This window comes from Selenomonas sp. oral taxon 149 str. 67H29BP (genome assembly GCF_000146365.1).
Taxonomy (GTDB): Bacteria; Bacillota; Negativicutes; order Selenomonadales; family Selenomonadaceae; genus Centipeda; species Centipeda felix.
Window position 1 is genome coordinate 2,042,317 of sequence record NZ_GL397087.1, and the last position, 19,450, is coordinate 2,061,766.

19 protein-coding genes are annotated in these 19,450 nt (G+C 60.6%); 16 read left to right on the forward strand and 3 right to left on the reverse strand.

Features of this window, described 5'->3' with window-relative positions; translation table 11 throughout:
• Window positions 1-42 precede the first annotated feature (42 nt).
• The 7 genes from flgF (at window position 43) to HMPREF9166_RS09645 (ending at window position 6,427) form a co-directional block, all read left to right on the forward strand.
• Window positions 43-843, forward strand: coding sequence for a flagellar basal-body rod protein FlgF (gene flgF, locus HMPREF9166_RS09615; protein ID WP_009753831.1), 801 nt, complete (start codon window positions 43-45; stop codon window positions 841-843).
• Between the two features lie 247 nt (window positions 844-1,090).
• Window positions 1,091-1,885: a flagellar basal-body rod protein FlgG gene (gene flgG / locus HMPREF9166_RS09620; protein ID WP_009753832.1), complete on the forward strand. Its 795-nt coding sequence runs from the start codon at window positions 1,091-1,093 to the stop codon at window positions 1,883-1,885.
• Window positions 1,886-1,941: 56 nt separating this feature from the next.
• Entirely contained in the window at window positions 1,942-2,646 is a 705-nt protein-coding gene (flgA, locus tag HMPREF9166_RS09625) for a flagellar basal body P-ring formation chaperone FlgA (protein ID WP_254655031.1), read from the forward strand.
• A gap of 39 nt (window positions 2,647-2,685) precedes the next feature.
• Window positions 2,686-3,285: a flagellar basal body L-ring protein FlgH gene (locus HMPREF9166_RS09630; RefSeq protein WP_009753834.1), complete on the forward strand. Its 600-nt coding sequence runs from the start codon at window positions 2,686-2,688 to the stop codon at window positions 3,283-3,285.
• 15 nt (window positions 3,286-3,300) lie between these two features.
• Complete coding sequence (locus HMPREF9166_RS09635) at window positions 3,301-4,413, forward strand: flagellar basal body P-ring protein FlgI (protein WP_009753835.1); 1,113 nt, start codon at window positions 3,301-3,303, stop codon at window positions 4,411-4,413.
• 14 nt (window positions 4,414-4,427) lie between these two features.
• On the forward strand, window positions 4,428-4,874 hold the full coding sequence (locus HMPREF9166_RS09640; RefSeq protein WP_009753836.1) for a rod-binding protein: 447 nt from the start codon (window positions 4,428-4,430) through the stop codon (window positions 4,872-4,874).
• Window positions 4,875-4,948: 74 nt separating this feature from the next.
• Window positions 4,949-6,427: a phosphodiester glycosidase family protein gene (locus HMPREF9166_RS09645; protein ID WP_175279237.1), complete on the forward strand. Its 1,479-nt coding sequence runs from the start codon at window positions 4,949-4,951 to the stop codon at window positions 6,425-6,427.
• 443 nt (window positions 6,428-6,870) lie between these two features.
• Here the strand turns inward: HMPREF9166_RS09645 and HMPREF9166_RS09650 are convergent, their stop codons facing one another.
• From HMPREF9166_RS09650 to HMPREF9166_RS09660, 3 genes are read right to left on the reverse strand one after another with little or no spacing between them, the layout of a single operon-like run.
• Window positions 6,871-7,593, reverse strand: a complete 723-nt coding sequence (locus tag HMPREF9166_RS09650; protein WP_039981337.1) for a glutamate synthase — start codon at window positions 7,591-7,593, stop codon at window positions 6,871-6,873.
• Between the two features lie 16 nt (window positions 7,594-7,609).
• A complete protein-coding gene (locus tag HMPREF9166_RS09655) occupies window positions 7,610-9,115 on the reverse strand; it encodes a glutamate synthase-related protein (RefSeq protein WP_009753839.1) in 1,506 nt (501 codons plus the stop codon).
• Window positions 9,116-10,207: a hypothetical protein gene (locus tag HMPREF9166_RS09660; RefSeq protein ID WP_039981338.1), complete on the reverse strand. Its 1,092-nt coding sequence runs from the start codon at window positions 10,205-10,207 to the stop codon at window positions 9,116-9,118.
• Window positions 10,208-10,488: 281 nt separating this feature from the next.
• On the opposite strand from HMPREF9166_RS09660, the gene HMPREF9166_RS09665 reads away from it, so the two are divergent.
• From HMPREF9166_RS09665 to HMPREF9166_RS09705, 9 genes are all read left to right on the forward strand, one after another.
• Window positions 10,489-11,673, forward strand: coding sequence for an LL-diaminopimelate aminotransferase (locus HMPREF9166_RS09665; RefSeq protein WP_039981340.1), 1,185 nt, complete (start codon window positions 10,489-10,491; stop codon window positions 11,671-11,673).
• Window positions 11,674-11,985: 312 nt separating this feature from the next.
• A complete protein-coding gene (locus HMPREF9166_RS09670) occupies window positions 11,986-12,951 on the forward strand; it encodes a polyprenyl synthetase family protein (RefSeq protein WP_009753842.1) in 966 nt (321 codons plus the stop codon).
• A 67-nt stretch (window positions 12,952-13,018) separates the two neighbouring features.
• Window positions 13,019-13,396, forward strand: coding sequence for a twin-arginine translocase TatA/TatE family subunit (locus HMPREF9166_RS09675; RefSeq protein ID WP_009753843.1), 378 nt, complete (start codon window positions 13,019-13,021; stop codon window positions 13,394-13,396).
• Window positions 13,397-13,477: 81 nt separating this feature from the next.
• Window positions 13,478-13,696 (forward strand): twin-arginine translocase TatA/TatE family subunit, encoded by a 219-nt coding sequence (locus HMPREF9166_RS09680; protein WP_009753844.1) that lies wholly within the window; start codon window positions 13,478-13,480, stop codon window positions 13,694-13,696.
• Between the two features lie 3 nt (window positions 13,697-13,699).
• Entirely contained in the window at window positions 13,700-14,518 is an 819-nt protein-coding gene (tatC, locus tag HMPREF9166_RS09685; protein ID WP_009753845.1) for a twin-arginine translocase subunit TatC, read from the forward strand.
• Window positions 14,519-14,572: 54 nt separating this feature from the next.
• Window positions 14,573-16,033 (forward strand): menaquinone biosynthesis decarboxylase, encoded by a 1,461-nt coding sequence (locus tag HMPREF9166_RS09690; RefSeq protein ID WP_009753846.1) that lies wholly within the window; start codon window positions 14,573-14,575, stop codon window positions 16,031-16,033.
• Between the two features lie 8 nt (window positions 16,034-16,041).
• Window positions 16,042-16,890 (forward strand): 4-hydroxybenzoate octaprenyltransferase, encoded by an 849-nt coding sequence (locus tag HMPREF9166_RS09695; RefSeq protein ID WP_039981342.1) that lies wholly within the window; start codon window positions 16,042-16,044, stop codon window positions 16,888-16,890.
• Between the two features lie 11 nt (window positions 16,891-16,901).
• Window positions 16,902-17,756, forward strand: a complete 855-nt coding sequence (gene folD / locus HMPREF9166_RS09700; protein WP_039981344.1) for a bifunctional methylenetetrahydrofolate dehydrogenase/methenyltetrahydrofolate cyclohydrolase FolD — start codon at window positions 16,902-16,904, stop codon at window positions 17,754-17,756.
• Window positions 17,757-17,768: 12 nt separating this feature from the next.
• The gene (locus HMPREF9166_RS09705) at window positions 17,769-19,433 is read left to right on the forward strand and encodes a formate--tetrahydrofolate ligase (protein WP_009753849.1); all 1,665 of its coding nucleotides are present in this window, start codon (window positions 17,769-17,771) and stop codon (window positions 19,431-19,433) included.
• The last annotated feature ends 17 nt before the right edge of the window (window positions 19,434-19,450 follow it).

Consider the following 19,450-nt stretch of genomic DNA (forward strand, 5'->3'; position numbering starts at 1 on the left):
ACATAGGAGAGTATATTTCGTTCGGGAAAAGAGGGAAACGCTATGTGGAGAGGACTCTATATCGCCGCCTCCGGCATGATTACAGAGACGAAGCACACGGATATGATCGCGAATAACCTCGCCAACGCCGCGACGACGGGCTACAAGCGCGACGATATGGCGGTGCGTGAGTTCGAGCCGATGCTGCTGCGCCGCATCAATGACCACGCGGCAGACACGGATGTGACGAGCTTTAAGGGGTTCCGCATCCGCTCGGGTGCGGCGATCGTCGGCACGCTTGGCCTCGGTTCCGCCGTGGATGAGATCGCGACCGACCACATTCAGGGTGCGCTCCAGACGACGGGGAACACCTACGACTTCGGCATCTCGGGGCAGGGGTATTTCATCATTGATACGCCGCAGGGACAGCGCTACACGCGCGACGGCAGCTTCTACCGCTCCTCCACGGGGCAGCTTCAGAATGTGCGCGGACAGGCCGTGCTCTCGCCGCAGGGACAGCCGATCACGATTCCCGCCGATGCGCGAAACGTGACGGTGTCGAGCGACGGGCGCATCTATGCGAACGGCAGACAGATCGCGCAGCTCGGCTTCGTCCAGTTCGATGAGGAAAAGGCGGTCATCAAGGAGGGCGACAACCTCTATAAACCTCAGCCCGGGGCACAGCCGCAGCAGGCGACGGGCGTCATTGAGCAGGGGATGCTCGAGATGTCGAACACGAGCGTCGTCACGGAGATGGTCGAGCTCATCAACAACTACCGCGTTTATGAGGCAGGCTCAAAGGCTGTGCAGACGCAGGATGCCCTGCTCGACAAGGCAGTCAACGATGTCGGACGTACGAGTTAAAAATACTTAAGGAAGCACTGATAAATTCGGCACAACCATCTTGACGCATCTTTTTCGCCCGCTTATCGTTAGCAAATCCTCCACATAGCCCTCGCTATGCGTCCGGTTTGCTGCCTCAATCGGACAAAAAATCTACGCCAATCTGGCAGACCTCATTTTATCAGCGATTCCTTAAGAAATTCATCAAAACTTCCGATATAAAAGTGAGTAAACTGTCATCCAAAATTCTTGGAGGGGGACATCGACTATGATGCGAGCACTTTGGTCTGCGGCGTCCGGCATGAAGGCGCAGCAGTCCCAGATGGATGTCGTCGCGCACAATATTGCCAACGTCAACACCTACGGCGGCAAGAAGGTACGTGCCGAGTTCCAGGATCTTGTCTACCAGACGCTCCGTGAGGCGGGCGCACGAAACGGCGCGGATTCGCAGTACCCGACGGCACTGCAGATCGGTCTTGGAACACGCCTGGCGGCGACCCAGCGCGTCTTTACACAGGGCGCACTTCAGACGACGGATAACCCGACCGACATCGGCATCCAAGGCGAGGGATTCTTCCGCGTCACGATGCCCGACGGGACGACCGCATACACGCGTGACGGCACATGGAAGCTCGACAGCGACCGCCGCATGGTCACGACGGACGGCTACCTGCTCGCCGACGGCATTACGATCGGGCAGAATGCACCGCTGGACTCCATCACGATCTCCGGCGATGGCCGTGTCTCCTACCGTGAGGCAGGGCAGAACCAGCAGCAGGAGGCGGGACAGATCACGCTTGCCCGCTTTGTCAACCCCGCAGGGCTGACGTCCGTCGGCAAGAATCTCTTCGTCGTCTCCGATGCATCGGGCGAGGCGATTGAGTCGAACCCGGGCGAGGACGGTGCAGGGACGCTGACGCAGGGCACGCTCGAGATGAGCAACGTGCAGATCGTGGAGGAAATGGTCAACATGATCGTCTCCCAGCGTGCGTACGAGTCCAACTCCAAGGCGATCACGACCTCCGACTCGATGTTGGAGATCGCGAACCAGCTGAAGCGTTGATTCGGCACAGAATTTTTACAGCCATTCTATTCCTATGGAGTGGCTTATTCGCTTTTTTGTGGACGGGTACGGGGGTTGCTGCCTCCTACGGGTACGGGCAGGCCGTCCGCTTCCCGAACGTCCTTTCCGCCGCACAGCTTGCGGAGCTCGCGCAGCAGAAGATCGAGGAGCAGCTCGCCGCGGTCGGTGAGACGCGCCGCCACGAGGTGCATCTCCAGCACCGGGCGGGGACGATGCGTCTGCCGGCAGGCGAGGTGACAGCCGTTGTCGCCTTCCCGCGCGGCGTTCCCTACGGGCGGGAGTTCCCCGCCGCCATTACCGTCTATGTGGACGGTGTACTGCAGCGGCGCGCCGCGTGCTACTATCAGGTCACGGTCTATGACCATGTGCTCGTCGCGATGACGGACATTCGCATGGACGAGGCGATCACGCCTGCCAATGCGCACGTCGAGGAGAGCGCGGTGGATACCCTGCCTGAGACGACGGTCACGGACTTCGACCGTCTCGCGGGACGCGTCGCGGGACGCTACATCCGCAAGGGCACGGTCATCACGCCAACCCTCCTCGCGATGCCGCGCGTCTTGACTGCGGGCAGTCCTGTGACGCTCGTCGCGGAGAATGGCGGCATCACGATCCGCGCAGAGGGCGTAGCACTGGAGGCGGGACGCATCGGCTATGTGATCCGCGTGCGCAATGCACGATCGGGGAAGATCATGCGCGGGCGTGTAGTCGACGAGAAGACGGTTCAGATTATTGCATGATCTGCAGCAGGATAGAGAGAGTTCCATAAGGAGTTCATCATGCGTAAAGAAAAATGGCTAGCGGGCGTGCTCGCCGCCACGCTTGCGGTGGCAAGTTTTGCACCGACCGCAGCGGCGGAATCCCTGTGGAAAAACGCCAACGGCTATACGACGAAGTCCGTGTTTACCGACCACCGGGCATCGAACGTCGGCGACATTGTGACCATCGTCATCAGCGAGTCGACGACGACCTCGGCGACGCGCAACAGCTCGAACGAGAAGAGCGGCTCGGTGAAGCTCGGCGGCGGTATCGGCATCTTTGATTTCCTCCAGGCGGCATCGGCGAGCGGCTCGGATAAGTTCACCGCAAAGGGATCCGCCTCGGCGACGAATCGTGTCGCGGGCAATGTCACCGTCACGATCTCAGAGATCACGCCGGCGGGCAACTTCGTCCTCGAGGGAACGCAGTCGATATGGCAGAACCGCAACGAGCACAAGATCACGTTCCGCGGCATCTGCCGCCCCGAGGACATCTCCGCATCGAATACGGTGCTCTCGACGCGTGTCGCGGATGCCACCGTGCGCTTTGACGGCAAGGGACCGCTCAACGCGAAGCAGCGGCAGGGCATCCTCACGCAGATCTTCAATATTCTCTTCTGACGGGAGGCGCTCTTTATGAAGAAAATATCCGTCCTTCTGCTCCTCCTTGCGCTCCTCATCGGGGCTCTGCCGGGCGTTGCCGCGGCGGATTCCGCCGTGACGCGCATCAAGGACATCACGAAAGTGCAGGGCGTGCGCAGCAACCAGCTCATGGGCTATGGTCTTGTCGTCGGACTTGAGGGGACGGGCGACGGCTCGAGCTCGGGCGAGACGGTGCAGTCCATCGCCAATATGCTTGTCAGCTACGGCATCAATGTCAATGCGTCGTCCATCAAGCTGAAGAACGTGGCTGCCGTCATGGTGACGGCGACGCTTCCGCCGTTCGTACGCGAGGGCGACAGCCTCGATGTGACGGTCTCCTCCATCGGTGACGCGAAGAGCCTGCGCGGCGGAACGCTCCTCCAGACACCGCTGCGTGCGGGCAATGGCGAGGTCTACGTCGTGGCACAGGGCGCAGTCTCTACGGGTGGCTTCTCCGCATCGAGCGGCGGTAGCAGCACGACGAAGGCATTCCCGACAGTCGGTATCGCCGTGAATGCGGGCATCGTCGAGCGCACGGTGGAGGATGACATCGGCACGGATGGGCATATTGCGCTCTCCATCGCAAAGTCGGACTTCACGACGGCGGCACGCGTCGCAGGTGCCATCAATGCGCAGTACGGGAACATTGCCCAGGCGACGAACCCGGGACGTGTGGATGTTGCCGTGCCCTCGTACTATCGCGGCAACGTGGTCGGCTTTGTTGCCTCGATCGAGGATCTGCCGGTACGTCCCGACAACATTGCGCGCGTTGTGGTCAACGAGCGTACGGGAACGATCATCATGGGAGGCGATGTCTCCGTTGATGCGTGTGCGATCACGCAGGGTGGGCTGACCATCCGCATCCAGGGAAACCCCGATGTCTCGCAGCCGGGACCGTTCAGCTACGGCAATACCGTCGTGACAGACAGTCCTGACATTCAGGCGTCGGAGACAAAGGGGAATACGATTGTCCTGCCGGCGACGACAAACGTCAGCGACATCGTCGGCGCACTCAACACGGTCGGTGCGACACCGCGCGACACAATTTCGATTTTACAGGCGATGAAGGCGGCAGGCGCACTGCACGCCGAGCTGGATATTGTATAAAGGGAGACAGTGATATGACCATACAGCCAATCGGAGATGGTTCACTGCTCGGCAACGCGGCACAGACCTCCTATGATGCGGCGCGCATGAGTGCCGAGGGAAAGTCGTTCAAGGCGACGCTCGATGAGCTGCAGCGCAAGGCAGATGCTGTGCAGAGCCGCACGAGCGAGACCGCGCAGACGGGCTACGTGCCAAAGAATCCCATGACGGCGGACGAGCTGCAGCAGAAGAAGCTGCGTGAGGCGTGCGAAGGGTTCGAGGCAATGTTCCTCAGTATGATGTATAAGCAGATGCGCGCGACTGTACCCGAGAGCGATCTCTTTGGGAAGAAGTCAAACGCGATCAAGATTTTCGAGGATATGCGCGACACGGAGCTGATGAATCAGGCCGCAAAGAGCGGCGGCATCGGTCTTGCAGACATGATGATGAAACAGCTGTCGCCGACCATCCGCAAGAGATGAAAGAGTAAAAAAAGGGGAGCTGGAACAGCATCCCCTTTTCTGTTGTATTCATTGGAATGAATGTGGAGCGATCAATGAAAATTTTTAAGAAAGTCTCTGTCCTCGCCGTCGTCGTCCTCGTGGCGCTGTCCTCCTATGTGGCGGCAGCAGCATCCCTGACGGGACTGCGTTCCTCGAGCACGGCGGCGCGTGACCGCATCGTCTTCGATCTCTCGGAGATGCCGCTCTATCAGGCGCGTCCCTCCGACGATGGGCGTTCCCTCACCCTCGATTTTGCCGATGTGGATACGGCACTCTTCAAGCGTATCGCTGTGCGGACATCTCGCATTGAGGCGATTTCCTACGAGCGGCATCACGGGCATTTCTATGTGACCGTTGCGCTGGCGAAGGGGATGGATTATTCCATTGGGAATCTGACGAATCCATTCCGTATCTTCGTCGATGTTGCACCGAAAGGCGCATTGACTGCGCAGCGGCATGCGAGCGTGCCGCGTCCGTCCGTATCGTCTACGGATACGGACACACCCCCCGCAAAGGCAGAGCTGCCCCGCATGGAGGAGAAACAGCTCGCCGCGGGGCTGACGCAGCGGGAGTACGTCTATGAGGACGAGGATGGGCAGGTGACGGCGTACTTTATCGAGGCGGATCCCGCACGTTATCGCGTGCGCCCCGCGCTTGCCCGCGGCATTATTCCGGGGCGGCAGACAGTGAGCGGCATCGCACAGGATACGAATGCGGCGGCGGCGATCAACGCCTCCTACTTTGCACTCAGCGGAGAGCTCATCGGCATCACGAAGATCGATGGGACGGTCGTGAGCAGTACGTATTTTGACCGCAGTGCCTTCGGCGTGATGCCTGATAACTCCTTTGTGTTCGGTACAGTGTCCTATAACGGCACGGTGAAGCTCGACCAGACGAGCCTGCCCGTCTCGGGCGTCAACGCCGAGCGCGGCGCGGACAACCTCATCATCTACAACCGCGCCTATGGGCGATCGACGGGGACGAATCCGTATGGGCTCGAATACGTCATCCGCAATGGGCGCGTAGCGGAGATCAATACGAATGACTCGCTGATCCCGTCCGATGGCTATGTCGTCTCGGTGCACGGCACGTCGATGGATGCGTTTGCCGCGGCGAGCGTGCGCGTGGGCGATCCCGCCGTGCTGACGGAGGATCTGGGTGAGCCGTGGAATCGCGCTGTGCAGGTGCTCGGTGCGGGGCCGCGCCTTGTCGAGAATGGCAGTGTCCACGTGACGGCGGGCGAGGAGCAGTTCCCGGGTGACATTCGCTACGGGCGTGCACCGCGTACAGCGGTCGGTGTGACGCAGAAGGGGAACATCCTCTTCGCCGTCGTCGATGGGCGGCAGTCGCACAGTCATGGGCTGACACTGACCGAGTTCGCCGATCTGCTCGTGCAGTTCGGCGTGCGCGACGCGATCAATCTGGACGGCGGCGGCTCCTCGGAGATCTATGCGGATGGGGATGTGCTGAACTCCCCCTCGGATGGGTCGGAGCGCGCCGTGGGGAGTGCGCTGATATTGCAGAAGAAGTAAATTGTAGACGAGAAGATTGCAATAAAAAGGGGACTGCTGCGCGTCCCCCTATCGGCTCGCTGTGCTCGCCACTTCCCCCGTTAGCGGTCAACGTCAACCAATCACACATCGCTGACGCTCGTGTTCTTGGGACGTTTTCCCATGCGACCTGTTTCCGAATCAGCTGCGCCCCTTGGGGCTTGCTTTTTCGACAGGTCAGCAACGGGGGAAGCTTTTATGCCGTTATCTTGTAAGCACGGGGAAGGGGGACCGCGCAAGCGGTGGAAGGAGCACAAAAAAAGACGTTGTACGAAGTTTTTAGCTCCGTACAACGTCTTTTTTATATTTTAGGAAAGCACTGATACATTCGGCACAACCATATACCCCTGCCGTGCGTCTGGTTTGCTGCCTCAATCAACAAAAATCTACGCCAATCCGGCATAGCTCATTTTATCAGTGCTTCCTTAGTTCGTCACATAGAGTGCCTTATATGGATTGCTGCTGCTCGGAACGATCTTCGTGAAACCCTCCTCCATGACCACGTTCTTGTCGTAGCTGAAGATCGTGCAGAACTCCGTCAGCCGCTCGTCGATTGCGGCGATGTCCTCTGCGTCCGCCCGTGACACCTCAACGCTCTGAGGGAAGCGGATCGCGTCGCAGCTGCCGCGCAGGAACATCGTCCCGCCGTGCATCCCCGTGCAGGGGAAATTGCTGACGATAGGCCTTTCCTGTGCCGTCAGTCCGAGGACGATGATCGTGCCGCCCGCCTGATACTCGCCGAGGAAGCTGCCGCACGTACCGCCGATGATCATGGTCGGCGACTTGTCCTCATACGCCTTGATGTGGATGCCCGCGCGGTAGCCCGCGTTCCCCTTGACGTAGATCTTTCCGCCGCGCATGGCGTAGCCCGCCGCGTCGCCGATGCTGCCGTGGACGATGATCGTGCCGTCGTTCATCGTGTCGCCGACGGCGTCCTGTGCGTTGCCGTGCACGACGATCTTTCCGCCGTTCAGATACGCGCCCAGCGCGTTGCCGGGCACGCCCGTGATCGAGAGGGAGACGGGCGCCATGCCCGCTGCGATGAACCGCTGCCCGCAGCAGTTCGTCAGCTGCACCGGCGCCTTGATGCCGCGCAGGCGGTCGTTGAGTGCCTTGTGATCCAGATGGTCTGCATCAATAGAAATCATATCGTTCTCCCTCCCCTCATTCGCCTGCGTGCGCGACGCCGAGAATCTCAAGTTCCTTCTCCGTGAGACCGATGCCGCGCAGCATGAGGCGGTTGCCGCGCAGCGCCTCGATGGAGTTGATGCCCATGCCGCCGAGCATCTCCTTGATCTCGTGCCGCCATGCGGTCATGAGATTGACGAGACGCTGACTGCCCTCGTCGGGGTTTAGACGCTTGACGAGTGCAGGGTCCTGCGTGGCGATACCCCAGTTGCAGCGGCCGATCTGGCAGCTGCGGCAGAGGTGACAGCCGAGTGCCATGAGCGCCGCCGTGGCGACATAGCAGGCGTCAGCGCCGAGCGCAATCGCCTTGATGACATCGGCCGCCGAGCGGATGCTTCCGCCGACGACGAGGGAGACATCGTTGCGGATGCCCTCCTCGCGCAGACGCTTGTCGCATGCTGCGAGGGCAAGCTCGATGGGGATGCCGACATTGTCGCGGATGCGTGTCGGCGCAGCCCCCGTGCCGCCGCGGAACCCGTCGATGGCAATGATGTCCGCGCCGCTGCGCGCGATGCCGCTCGTGATGGCAGCGATGTTGTGCACCGCTGCGACCTTGACGATGATCGGCACGGTGTAGTTGGTCGCCTCCTTCAGGGAGTAAACGAGCTGGCGCAGATCCTCGATCGAGTAAATGTCGTGATGCGGTGCGGGCGAGATCGCGTCCGAGCCCTCGGGGATCATGCGCGTACGTGACACGTCGCCGATGCTCTTTGTACCGGGCAGATGCCCGCCGATGCCGGGCTTTGCGCCCTGTCCCATCTTGACCTCGATGGCGGCACCCGCGTTGAGGTAGCGCTCGTGCACGCCGAAGCGTCCCGACGCGACCTGTACGATCGTGTTGTCGCCGTAGGCGTAGAAATCCTCGTGCAGACCGCCCTCGCCCGTGTTGTAGTAGATGCCGAGCTGCTGCGCCGCCATCGCAAGGCTCTTGTGCGCGTTGTAGCTGATGGCACCGTAGCTCATCGCCGCAAACATAACGGGCATGGACAGCTCAAGCTGCGGGGCGAGATTTGACGTGTCGATGCGCCCCGCGGCGTCGCGGACGATGGCGTTCGGCTTTTTCCCGAGGAACACACGTGTCTCCATCGGCTCACGCAGCGGATCGATGGGGGGATTCGTCACTTGCGAGGCGTTGATGAGAAGGCGATCCCAGTAGATCGGCATGCGCTTCGGGCTGCCCATGGAGGACAGCAGGATGCCGCCGCTCTCCGCCTGCTTGTAGATCTCCTTGATGGTTTGATTCGTCCAGTTGTCATCGTCGCGGTAGGTGCAGTTGGTGCGCGCAATCTTGAGTGCCTTGACGGGGCAGATCGAGACGCAGCGATGGCAGTTCACACATTTCTCGTCGTCGGCGACCATTATTTTTTGTGTCGCATCGTAGTGGTGCACCTTGTTGGAGCACTCCTTTTCGCAGAGGCGGCACTTCGTGCAGCGGGGGTGACGCAGCACTTCAAACTCGGGGTACAGATAGTTCAGACTCATTTAGAAACACCCCTCTTTTACGTTGACGATAAACGGCTCGCCGCCGGCGGGCGCGTAGATATTCTCGGCATCCGGCTCCATGGCGCGAATGGCGGCCTCCTCACTCGCGATGCAGACGCAGTCATCCTTGCTGCCGGTCACCATCGAGCGCAGCTTCAGGCGGTCGTTCAGCGCCATCATGCCGCCCGTGTAGCCGAGGATGATGGAGAAGGGGCCCGTGATGAGCAGCCCCGCAAAGACTGTGCGCAGATACGTGTGGATCTTCTGCGCGGCCGGGTCTTTGCGCGCGATTGTATCCCAGAACGGCGCGGCGATGACAGCCGCGAGCTCATGGAGTGAGAGCTTCTGGCGGCGGAGCAGGAAGTCGGCGATGTAGGTGATGACCTCCGTGTCCGTCTGCAGGGTGCATTTGTAGCCGTACATCTCAATAAAGCGGCGGTTGGCATCATAGGACGAGATCTCGCCGTTGTGTACGATCGTGCGGTCGAGAAGGCCGAACGGATGCGCGCCGCCCCACCAGCCCGGCGTATTGGTCGGATATCTGCCGTGCGCCGTCCAGGAGTATGCCTCGTACGTGTCGAGGCGGTAGAACGTGCCGACGTCCTCGGGGAAGCCGACCGCCTTGAAGATGCCCATGTTCTTCCCGCAGGAAAAGACGTAGCAGCCAGAAAGCTCCGCGTTGAGCTTCGTGACCGTGCGCACCATGTACTCCTCCTCGTCCTGCTGCGCGGCGGCGAGCACCGAGCGCAGAGGGGAGACGAAGTACCGCCAGATCATCGGCTCGTCCGTAATGGCAGGAATCTTTCGCGTGGGGATGCGCTCTGCGCGGACGACCTCAAAGCTCTCGCGCAGAATCCCCTCGCAGACGCTGCGGCGATCCTTGCTGTCAAAGAAGATGTGCAGGGCGTACTGATCCCGATGCTCCGGATAGATGCCGTACGCCGCAAACCCGCCGCCGAGCCCGTTGGAGCGGTCATGCATCGTCGCGATTCCGCGGATGATGACATCGCCTGGGATCATGCGCCCCTCCTTGGAGATAAGTGCAGCAATCGCACAGCCTGCGGGGATCCTGACCGATCCTTCCCGTTCCATATCCAACAACCCTTTCTGAAAACGATTCCTATTATATAGGAGTAATGTCCTGTACTGATGGACGTGGGGCATAGACTATCATAGATGAAATGAGAAGTCAATTTGCACACCTGTATACATCTGGAGATGTTGGTTCTGTGATAAAAGTTATGGACGAATCCTCGCACTTGTGCGTATGATGTCATGGTACAGATGTTCCATACATCGGGCATGGCACTTGCGCAATGGGAAAAAAACGAGTAGAATCGGTACGCATGGAAAACTATGGAAAGAGGGATAGCATGACACCGAATATGAACTACAGCAGGCTGAAGGACTCCTACCTGTTCTACAACATTGCGCAGAAGACCAAGGCGTATCTCGCCGAACATCCCGGTACGCATCTCTACCGCATGGGCATCGGCGATGTGTCCCTGCCGCTCTGCCGCACGGTCATCGACGCACTGCACCACGCCGTGGACGATCAGGCGGTGCAGGAGAGTTTTCACGGCTATATGCCCGAGTGCGGCGCACCGGAGCTGCGCGCGACGATCGCGGCGTACTATGCGCAGCGCGGCGTGCAGCTGGCGCCCGAGGATGTATTCGTCTCGAGCGGTGCGAGCGATGAGCTGGGCGACATCCTCGACATCCTCGGCAGAGATCAGCGCGTTCTCATCATGGAGCCCGCATATCCTGCCTACGTCGATGCGAACATCATTGCAGGCAACGAGATCATCCACGTCGCATCGAGCCGCGAGGATGGCTTCCTGGCACTGCCCGATCCGTCCGTGCATGCCGACATCATCTACATCTGCTCGCCGAACAATCCGACGGGCGCAGTCTTCTCACGTACGCATCTGAAAGCATGGGTGGATTACGCGAACAAAACCGATGCCATCATCCTCTTTGATGCCGCCTACGAGGCGTTCATTGAGGATGCGGAGATCCCGCACAGCATCTTTGAGATCGAGGGAGCAAAGACCTGCGCCATTGAGATCTGCTCGCTCTCCAAGACGGCAGGATTTACGGGGACGCGCTTCGGCTACACCGTCATCCCGCAGGAACTCATGCGCGGCGGCCTCTCGCTGAATGCGCTGTGGGTGCGCAACCGCACGACCAAGACGAACGGTGTCTCCTACATCTTGCAAAAAGGCGCGGCGGCGGTCTTTACGGAGGAAGGCCAGCGCGAGATCCACGAGAATATCCGCGTCTACAAAAAGAACGCAGCGCATCTGATGGCGGCGCTCGATACGCTCGGGATATGGTACTGCGGCGGCAAGAATGCACCCTACATCTGGATGCAGTGCCCGAAGAACATGGGAAGCTGGGCATTCTTCGACTATCTCCTGCATGAGATTCAGGTCATCGGCACGCCGGGTGAGGGCTTCGGCAGCGCAGGCGAGGGGTATTTCCGATTCTCGACCTTCGGCTCGCCCGAGGACACCGAGGAGGCAGCGCGTCGCTTGGTCGCTCTGCTGGGGAAGTAAAAAAGAACGGATTGTTTTATCATTATCTAAAGGACTGTTGCACGAAGCTATAAACTTCGTACCAAAGTCCTTTTCTTTGTGCTCTTTTCCTACAATAACAGCATAATAGCTTCCCCCGTTTACGGGGGAAGTGGCGAGCGCAGCGAGCCGATGGGGGGATATATGCAACTGCGCCTTTTTTCATGACAGAAATAATTTTGACGCTATAGATGCAATATGTTAAAATGTGAGGAGATTTGTCTGTGTCACAATGGATGGAAAGCGACGCTCTGTGCGGCGTCGAATGTAGGTGGTAGAACGTTGAAAAGCGACATGTTTGATGTCATACAGGAGGATCTCGCAGCACTTGAGCCTGCGCTGGAGGAGGCGATTGTCTCCGAGACGCCGCTCATCACGGATGTTGGGATGCACCTTGTCTCCTCGGGCGGCAAGCGACTGCGTCCCGCCCTCTTCCTGCTGGCAGCGCGCGGCGGAGCGTCGTTTGACCGTGCGCGTGCGATGCCCGTGGCCGTGGCGCTCGAGCTCATCCACACGGCATCCCTCGTACACGACGATGTGATCGACGAGGCGGATACGCGGCGCGGTGCTGAGACGACGAATGCTAAGTGGGGCAACCAGATTGCCATCCTGAGCGGAGACTATATCTTTGCGCGCGCGTTCAAACTCGTCGCGGAGGAGGGCTATGACTCATCCGTCTATGTCAAGCTGGCGCATCTGGTCTGCACGCTGAGCGAGGGCGAGATCCTGCAGGATCATACGGTCTATCAGATCCCCACGGGGGAGGATGCCTACTATGAGCGCATCCGCAAGAAAACGGCGGACTTCCTTGAGATCTGCTGTGAGCTCGGCGGCTTCATCGGCGGGATGAGCCCTGCCGATACGGCACAGATGGCGGAGTACGGCCGTGATATCGGCATGGCGTTCCAGATCACGGACGATCTGCTCGACTTCCGCCGCAGCTCCGAGGACATCGGAAAACCCGCGGGACATGACCTCGCACAGGGCTATGTGACGCTGCCCGTCATCCGTGCACTCTCCGTGCTTGGCGCGGGGGAGCGGGAGGAGCTCGCGGCACTCATTACGAATCCGAAGAAACCCGTAGAGGAGGTCGCGCGTGCGCTTGCGCTCGTGCGTGCCTCGGATGGGCTGGACTATGCACAGGAACAGGCGGATGCCTATCTGGTGCGTGCTAAGGCGGCGCTGCCTGCGAGCCTTGACCCGCGGATTCGTGAGACCTGCCTCATGGCGGCGGATTTTATCGGTCGGAGAGAGTTTTGAGGAAGTCCTGACAGCGTTAGGGGTTCCATAACGCGTACCTCGATGTACGCATACAGGAGGATGTATTATGTTCGGCATCGGTGCACCGGAGCTGGTATTGATTTTGATCGTGGGGCTGATTGTCTTCGGCCCGGGGAAGCTGCCCGAGATGGGGCGGACGCTGGGCAAGGGCCTGCGCGAGTTCCGCAAGGCGTCAAACGCGCTGACGACGGCGATCAACACACCTGATCCACCGCCTGCACAGAATGCAGCGGCACAGCCGCAGCCTGCCGCAGCACCGACGGCGCAGCAGGCTGCACCAGTAGTGGCAGCAGAGCCGGCTGCACCGGCGGCACAGCAGAGTGCTCCCGCGCCGGCGGCGACCTCGCCGACGACGGAGACCGCAGCTGCTGCGGTCGAGGCACACCGCGCCGAGCAGAAGGCCGCAGAGACGAAGCAGTCCTAAGGAATCACTGAGCTTTTCTAACACGGCTGCGCAGAACATCACGATGATATTGTGCCGAACGGCATGGTTTAGGAGGATATTATGTTTGGATTGGGCGTTCCCGAACTCGTACTTATTTTGATCATCGGCCTCGTTGTCTTTGGCCCCGGCCGTCTCCCCGACATCGGGAAGGCGCTCGGCAAGAGCATCAAGGAGTTTAAGTCGGCAAATAGTGCAAAGGACGAGCCGCCGGCGGAGATCAACGTGACGCATGAGACGAAGCAGCTGCCCGAGAATGCAAAAAAAGAGGAAAAGATCTGATCCATGGCAGAGGAAATGAAAGCGGACGGCGCGGGGGAGGCCTCGGCCGAAGAGACGTCGGTGCCTGCGGTGCAGGAAACAGGGGTCAAGCCGCTGCCGCCGGAGGACGCGGACACGCCGCAGGATGACGACGGCAGCATGTCGCTCATCGCGCATCTGACCGAGCTGCGTTCGCGGCTCATCAAGTGCCTGCTCGCCGTCGCTGTCGGCTCGGCGGTCGGCTACTACTTCATCGGCGACATCATGCACTATCTGACCCTGCCGGTCGGAAAACTCTACTATATGCAGCCCGCCGAGGCGTTTTTTACCTACATCAAGATCGCCGTCGTCGTGGGCTTCCTTCTTGCGCTGCCCGTGATCTTCTATCACGTCTGGCGCTTTTTTCTGCCCGCGCTCACACCGTCAGAACGCATGGTGCTCGCCATCGTTGTTCCCGTCTCGGTGGTGCTCTTCTTCCTCGGGCTGGCATTCTCGTTCTTCCTCGTCTTCCCTGCGGCAATCATGTTCTTCAAGGGGTTTGGCAACGATGAACTCGAGGCACTCTTTTCCGTCAATCGGTATTTTGAGTTCGTCATCATGTTCGTCCTGCCGTTCGGCTTTGTCTTTGAGCTGCCGCTCGTCATTACGATTCTTGGGAAACTGGGCTTTATCACGTCAAAATTCCTGAGCAAGTACGCGCGCATCGTCATCTTTCTCTCGTTCGTCATCGCGGCTGTGATCTCACCGACACCCGATGTGTTCACGCAGTCGATGATCGCTGTGCCGATGATTGCGCTCTACGGCGTGGGGTATTTGATCGTCCGCTTTATCCTCCGAAAATAGGGGATTGACGGACACGTTACGCAGAAGAAACACGATATATTAGGAGGGAATACCTTGGCATATAAGGATCTGCGCGAATACATCGCGGCACTTGAGGAGCGTGGACTGCTCCGCCGCATCACGGCGGAGGTTGACCCCGAGCTCGAGATCACAGAGATCACGGACCGCATCTCGAAGCGCGAGGGCGCGGAGAACGTTGCCCTGCTCTTTGAGAATGTAAAGGGCTCGAAGATGCCCGTCCTCATGAATGCGTTCGGCAGCTACGAGCGCATGGCACTCGCCTTCGGCGTGGAGAAGCTCGACGACGTGGCCGATGAGCTGACGGAGCTCCTCAAGATCCCGCACATCTCCCTGCAGAACAAGATGAACCTCATGACGCTCATCCCGATGGCGCGCAAGGCGATCAATTTCCCGAAGTACGTGAAAAATGCACCATGTCAGGAAGTCATCGAGACGGAGAACCCAAATCTTGACGAGATCCCCATTCTGAAGTGCTGGCCGGATGACGGCGGCCCCTTTGTGACGCTGCCGCTCGTCTTTACGAAGAATCCTGAGACGGGCAAGCGCAACGTCGGGATGTACCGCCTGCAGAAGTACGACAGCCGTACGACAGGGATGCACTGGCATATCCACAAGAACGGAGCGGAGAACTTCCGCGCAATGAAGGCACAGGGCGGCAAACGCATCGAGGCGGCAGTCGCCATCGGCACGGATCCCGTCGTGACCTATGCGGCGACGGCACCGCTGCCACGCGACATCGACGAGATGGTCTTTGCGGGGTTCCTCCGGCATAAATCGGTCGAGCTCGTGAAGTGCGTTACGGTCGATCTTGAGGTGCCCGCGACGGCGGAGATCATCCTCGAGGGGTATGTCGATACGGACGAGATGCGCCGCGAGGGACCGTTCGGCGACCACACGGGCTACTACTCCCTCGCAGACGACTATCCCGTCTTTCACATCACGGCGATCACGCACCGTAAGGATCCCATCTACGCCGCGACGGTTGTCGGACGCCCGCCGATGGAGGACTGCTTCCTCGCGAAGGCGACGGAGCGCATCTTCCTGCCGCTCTTGAAGCAGATGCTGCCCGAGGTCGTCGATGTCAACATGCCGCTCGAGGGTGTGTTCCACGACTGCGTCGTCGTCTCCATCAAGAAACAGTTCCCGATGCACGCGCGCAAGGTCATGCACGCGCTCTGGGGCATGGGACAGATGATGAACGTGAAGATGATCATCGTCGTGGACGCCCACGTCGATGTGCAGAACATGAAGGAAGTCTGGTGGCGTGTCTTTAACAACATCGACGCGAAATATGACCTCGAGATCGTGCAGGGACCGCTCGACGTGCTCGACCACTCCTCGCCCATGGCAAAGTGGGGGTCGAAGCTCGGCATCGACGCGACGAAGACGTGGCCGGAGGAAGGCCATGCGCGCGAGTGGCCGGATGAGATCACGATGTCGAAGGAGATCACGGAGCGCGTGACGGCGCGGTGGAAGGAGTTCGGTCTGGATTGAGCTGGTGGATGGAGCGCCTGCGGGCGCATATGAACAACACAGCGTTTCACCATACCGTGTTCTCTCTGCCGTTTGCCCTCATGGGGGCACTCCTCGCCGCAGGCGGCGATCCGCCGCTCGGGACGCTCGGCTGGGTCGTGCTCGCCATCACGGCGGCACGGTCGGCGGCACTCGCCCTCGACAACCTCGCCGATCTAAAGTATGACAAGCAGCAGCCCCGCCTCGCCTACCGTGCGATGGTGCAGGGGCGCGTCACGAAGAAGGAGGCGCTCGTCTTTATCGGCGTGTGCCTCCTTGTGCTTATATTCGCCGTGCTGCAGGTGCATCCGGTCTGCATCCGTCTCCTGCCGTTCGCCGCTGTGCCCTTCCTCATCTACCCGTACATGAAGCGCGTGACGGGATGGGTACATCTCTTCCTCGGCATCGCCATCGGCATGGCGCCGGCGGGCGGCTGGGTGGCGGTCAGCGGGAAAATCGAGCTGCCGATGCTCGTGCTCTTTCTCGCGGTCGCCCTCTGGATCGCTGCGTTTGACGCAATGTACGGGGCGCAGGACGAGGCGTTTGACCGCAGTCAGGGACTCCACTCCCTCGCGGTGTCGTTCGGTGCACGCGGTGCATTCCAGATCGCGCGGGCAATGCACGTCCTCTCGATCCTGCTCTTTATCGCCCTCGGCGCGATGATGCATCTGCACTGGCCGTACTTCATCGGCGTCGCGATTGCAGCAGCGACCCTCGTCTACCAGCACCGCATCGTGAGTCCGACGGACTTCTCACGCGTGACGCAGGTGTACTTCATGCGCAACGGCATCGTCTCGATTGCGATTTTTGTCTTTACGTGGATCAGTTATATGGTATAAAGGAGAGCATGATGGCACGGATTCTTTCGGGCAAGGAATTTGCCGCACGGATAAAGGAAGATGCCGCACGCGGCGTCGCAGAGCTGAAGGCGGAGGGCGTCTTGCCGCGCCTTGCCGTCATCATCGTCGGCAGCGACCCTGCCTCCGAGGTCTACGTCCGCAACAAACAGCGGACGTGTGAGGAACTCGGCATTCGTTCGGATCACATTTCCCTCCCCGCCGAGACGACGAAGGAGGAGCTCCTCGCGTGCATTGAGGAGCTGAACGTCGATCCGGAGGTGCACGGCATCCTCGTACAGCTGCCGCTGCCCGCGCAGATCGCGGAGGACGAGGAGGAGATCCTCTCCCATATCGATCCGCGCAAGGACGTGGACGGCTTCCATCCTGTCAACGTCGGACATCTGGTGCTCGGCGCACCGGGGCCGCGCCCCTGCACACCGGCGGGCTGCATCCGTATGCTCGACTACGCGGGCATCCCCATCGAGGGGGCGCACGCCGTCATCATCGGGCGCAGCAACATCGTCGGCAAGCCCATGGCGCATCTCCTCCTCGAACGCAACGCAACCGTGACGATCTGTCACTCGCGCACGCAGAACCTTGCCGCGATCGCGCGCACGGCGGACATCCTCGTCGCTGCGGTCGGGCGGCCGCGCTTTGTCACGGCGGATATGGTGAAGGAGGGCGCGACGGTGATCGACGTCGGCATCAACCGCATCGCGCCGAAGAAGCTCGTCGGCGACGTGGACTTTGACGCCGCGGCGGCTGTCGCGGGGGCGATCACGCCCGTGCCGGGCGGCGTCGGACTTCTCACCGTCGCCATGCTGATGGAGAATGTAGTACAGGCAGCCAAAGCGCAGAACCCCTAAGGAGGATACACCATGAAATCCGATGTCGAAATCGCGCGCGAAGCCGAACTTCGCCCCATTACAGAAATTGCGGCCACGCTGGGCATTGATGCGGATACGATCGAGCCGTACGGCAGGTACAAGGCAAAGTTGACGCGCGAATCCCTTGCGGGCGCCCATGGAAAACAGGGAAAGCTCATCCTCGTCACGGCGATCAACCCGACCCCCGCAGGTGAGGGCAAGACGACGACGAGCGTCGGGCTTGCCGATGCCCTCCATCGGCAGGGCAAAAAGACCATCGTTGCCCTGCGCGAGCCGTCGCTCGGCCCATGCTTCGGCATGAAGGGCGGCGCGGCGGGCGGGGGCTATGCGCAGGTCGTCCCCATGGAGGACATCAACCTCCACTTTACAGGGGACTTTCACGCCATCACGACGGCGCACAACCTTCTTGCCGCACTCATCGACAACCACATCTTTCAGGGCAACCCACTCGATCTCGACGTGAACCGCATCGTGTGGAAGCGCGTTCTCGACATCAACGACCGCGCCCTGCGTCACGTCGTCACGGGGCTCGGCGGGCGCGTCCACGGCGTGCCGCGGGAGTCCGGCTTTGACATCACCGTCGCCTCGGAGATGATGGCGATCCTCTGTCTGGCGGAGGACCTCGCCGACATGAAGCGGCGCCTTGGGCGCATCCTCATCGGCTATACGCGCGGCGGACGTCCCGTGCACGCGGAGGAGATCGGTGCGACGGGGGCCTTGACCCTCCTCTTTAAGGATGCCGTGAAGCCCAACCTCGTGCAGACCATCGAGGGGACACCCGCCCTCATCCACGGCGGCCCCTTCGCGAACATCGCCCATGGGTGCAGCAGTGTCGCAGCGACCAAGGCAGCACTGCGCTGTGCGGACTACGTCGTCACGGAGGCAGGCTTCGGTGCGGATCTCGGCGCGGAGAAATTCTTTGACATCAAATGCCGCCTTGCGGGGCTCGCCCCCGATGCCGTCGTCATTGTCGCCACCGTGCGTGCACTCAAGATGAACGGCGGCTCGGCAAAGAGCGACCTCGGCACGGAGAATCTGGACGCCCTGCGGCGCGGTGCGGCGAACCTCGAAAAACACATCGAGAACATCGGCAAGTTCGGCGTGCCTGCTGTCGTTGCCGTCAACGTGTTTCCGACGGACACCGAAGCGGAGCTCGCTCTCCTCGAGGAGCTCTGCGCGCACCTCGGTGCGCCTGCCGTACGCTCGGAGGTCTGGGCAAAGGGCGGCGAGGGAGGACTTGCCATGGCGGATGCGGTGGACGCAGCACTCCGGCAGCCGGCGCATTTTCACCCCATCTACGACGCGGCAAAGCCCATCGCGGAGAAGATCGAGACCATCGCACGGGAGATCTACGGTGCGGACGGCGTGGACTTTACCGATGCGGCGAAGAAGCAGCTCGCGGAGATGGATGCGCTCGGCATGACGGAGACACCCGTCTGCATGGCTAAGACGCAGTACTCCTTCTCCGACAACCCCGAACTCCTCGGACGTCCGTCGGGCTTCCGCATCACTGTGCGCGAGCTGCGCGCCTCCTGCGGAGCGGGCTTCGTCGTCGCCCTCACGGGCAATGTCCTCACCATGCCGGGGTTGCCGAAAGTGCCCGCCGCGATGGGCATGGACATCACGGCGGACGGCGTAATTACGGGACTGTTCTGACATAGTGATATTGTGGG

What these genes read in the sequence shown, in the direction of transcription:
- HMPREF9166_RS09640 (WP_009753836.1), top strand. Translation starts at nt 4,428, where the DNA reads ATGACCATACAGCCAATCGGAGATGGTTCACTGCTCGGCAACGCGGCA.
- HMPREF9166_RS09660 (WP_039981338.1), bottom strand. Translation starts at nt 10,207, where the DNA reads ATGGAACGGGAAGGATCGGTCAGGATCCCCGCAGGCTGTGCGATTGCT.
- HMPREF9166_RS09680 (WP_009753844.1), top strand. Translation starts at nt 13,478, where the DNA reads ATGTTTGGATTGGGCGTTCCCGAACTCGTACTTATTTTGATCATCGGC.
- HMPREF9166_RS09670 (WP_009753842.1), top strand. Translation starts at nt 11,986, where the DNA reads ATGTTTGATGTCATACAGGAGGATCTCGCAGCACTTGAGCCTGCGCTG.
- HMPREF9166_RS09705 (WP_009753849.1), top strand. Translation starts at nt 17,769, where the DNA reads ATGAAATCCGATGTCGAAATCGCGCGCGAAGCCGAACTTCGCCCCATT.
- HMPREF9166_RS09695 (WP_039981342.1), top strand. Translation starts at nt 16,042, where the DNA reads ATGGAGCGCCTGCGGGCGCATATGAACAACACAGCGTTTCACCATACC.
- flgG (WP_009753832.1), top strand. Translation starts at nt 1,091, where the DNA reads ATGATGCGAGCACTTTGGTCTGCGGCGTCCGGCATGAAGGCGCAGCAG.
- HMPREF9166_RS09665 (WP_039981340.1), top strand. Translation starts at nt 10,489, where the DNA reads ATGACACCGAATATGAACTACAGCAGGCTGAAGGACTCCTACCTGTTC.
- HMPREF9166_RS09675 (WP_009753843.1), top strand. Translation starts at nt 13,019, where the DNA reads ATGTTCGGCATCGGTGCACCGGAGCTGGTATTGATTTTGATCGTGGGG.
- folD (WP_039981344.1), top strand. Translation starts at nt 16,902, where the DNA reads ATGGCACGGATTCTTTCGGGCAAGGAATTTGCCGCACGGATAAAGGAA.
- flgF (WP_009753831.1), top strand. Translation starts at nt 43, where the DNA reads ATGTGGAGAGGACTCTATATCGCCGCCTCCGGCATGATTACAGAGACG.
- HMPREF9166_RS09635 (WP_009753835.1), top strand. Translation starts at nt 3,301, where the DNA reads ATGAAGAAAATATCCGTCCTTCTGCTCCTCCTTGCGCTCCTCATCGGG.
- HMPREF9166_RS09655 (WP_009753839.1), bottom strand. Translation starts at nt 9,115, where the DNA reads ATGAGTCTGAACTATCTGTACCCCGAGTTTGAAGTGCTGCGTCACCCC.
- HMPREF9166_RS09645 (WP_175279237.1), top strand. Translation starts at nt 4,949, where the DNA reads ATGAAAATTTTTAAGAAAGTCTCTGTCCTCGCCGTCGTCGTCCTCGTG.
- HMPREF9166_RS09650 (WP_039981337.1), bottom strand. Translation starts at nt 7,593, where the DNA reads ATGATTTCTATTGATGCAGACCATCTGGATCACAAGGCACTCAACGAC.
- tatC (WP_009753845.1), top strand. Translation starts at nt 13,700, where the DNA reads ATGGCAGAGGAAATGAAAGCGGACGGCGCGGGGGAGGCCTCGGCCGAA.
- HMPREF9166_RS09630 (WP_009753834.1), top strand. Translation starts at nt 2,686, where the DNA reads ATGCGTAAAGAAAAATGGCTAGCGGGCGTGCTCGCCGCCACGCTTGCG.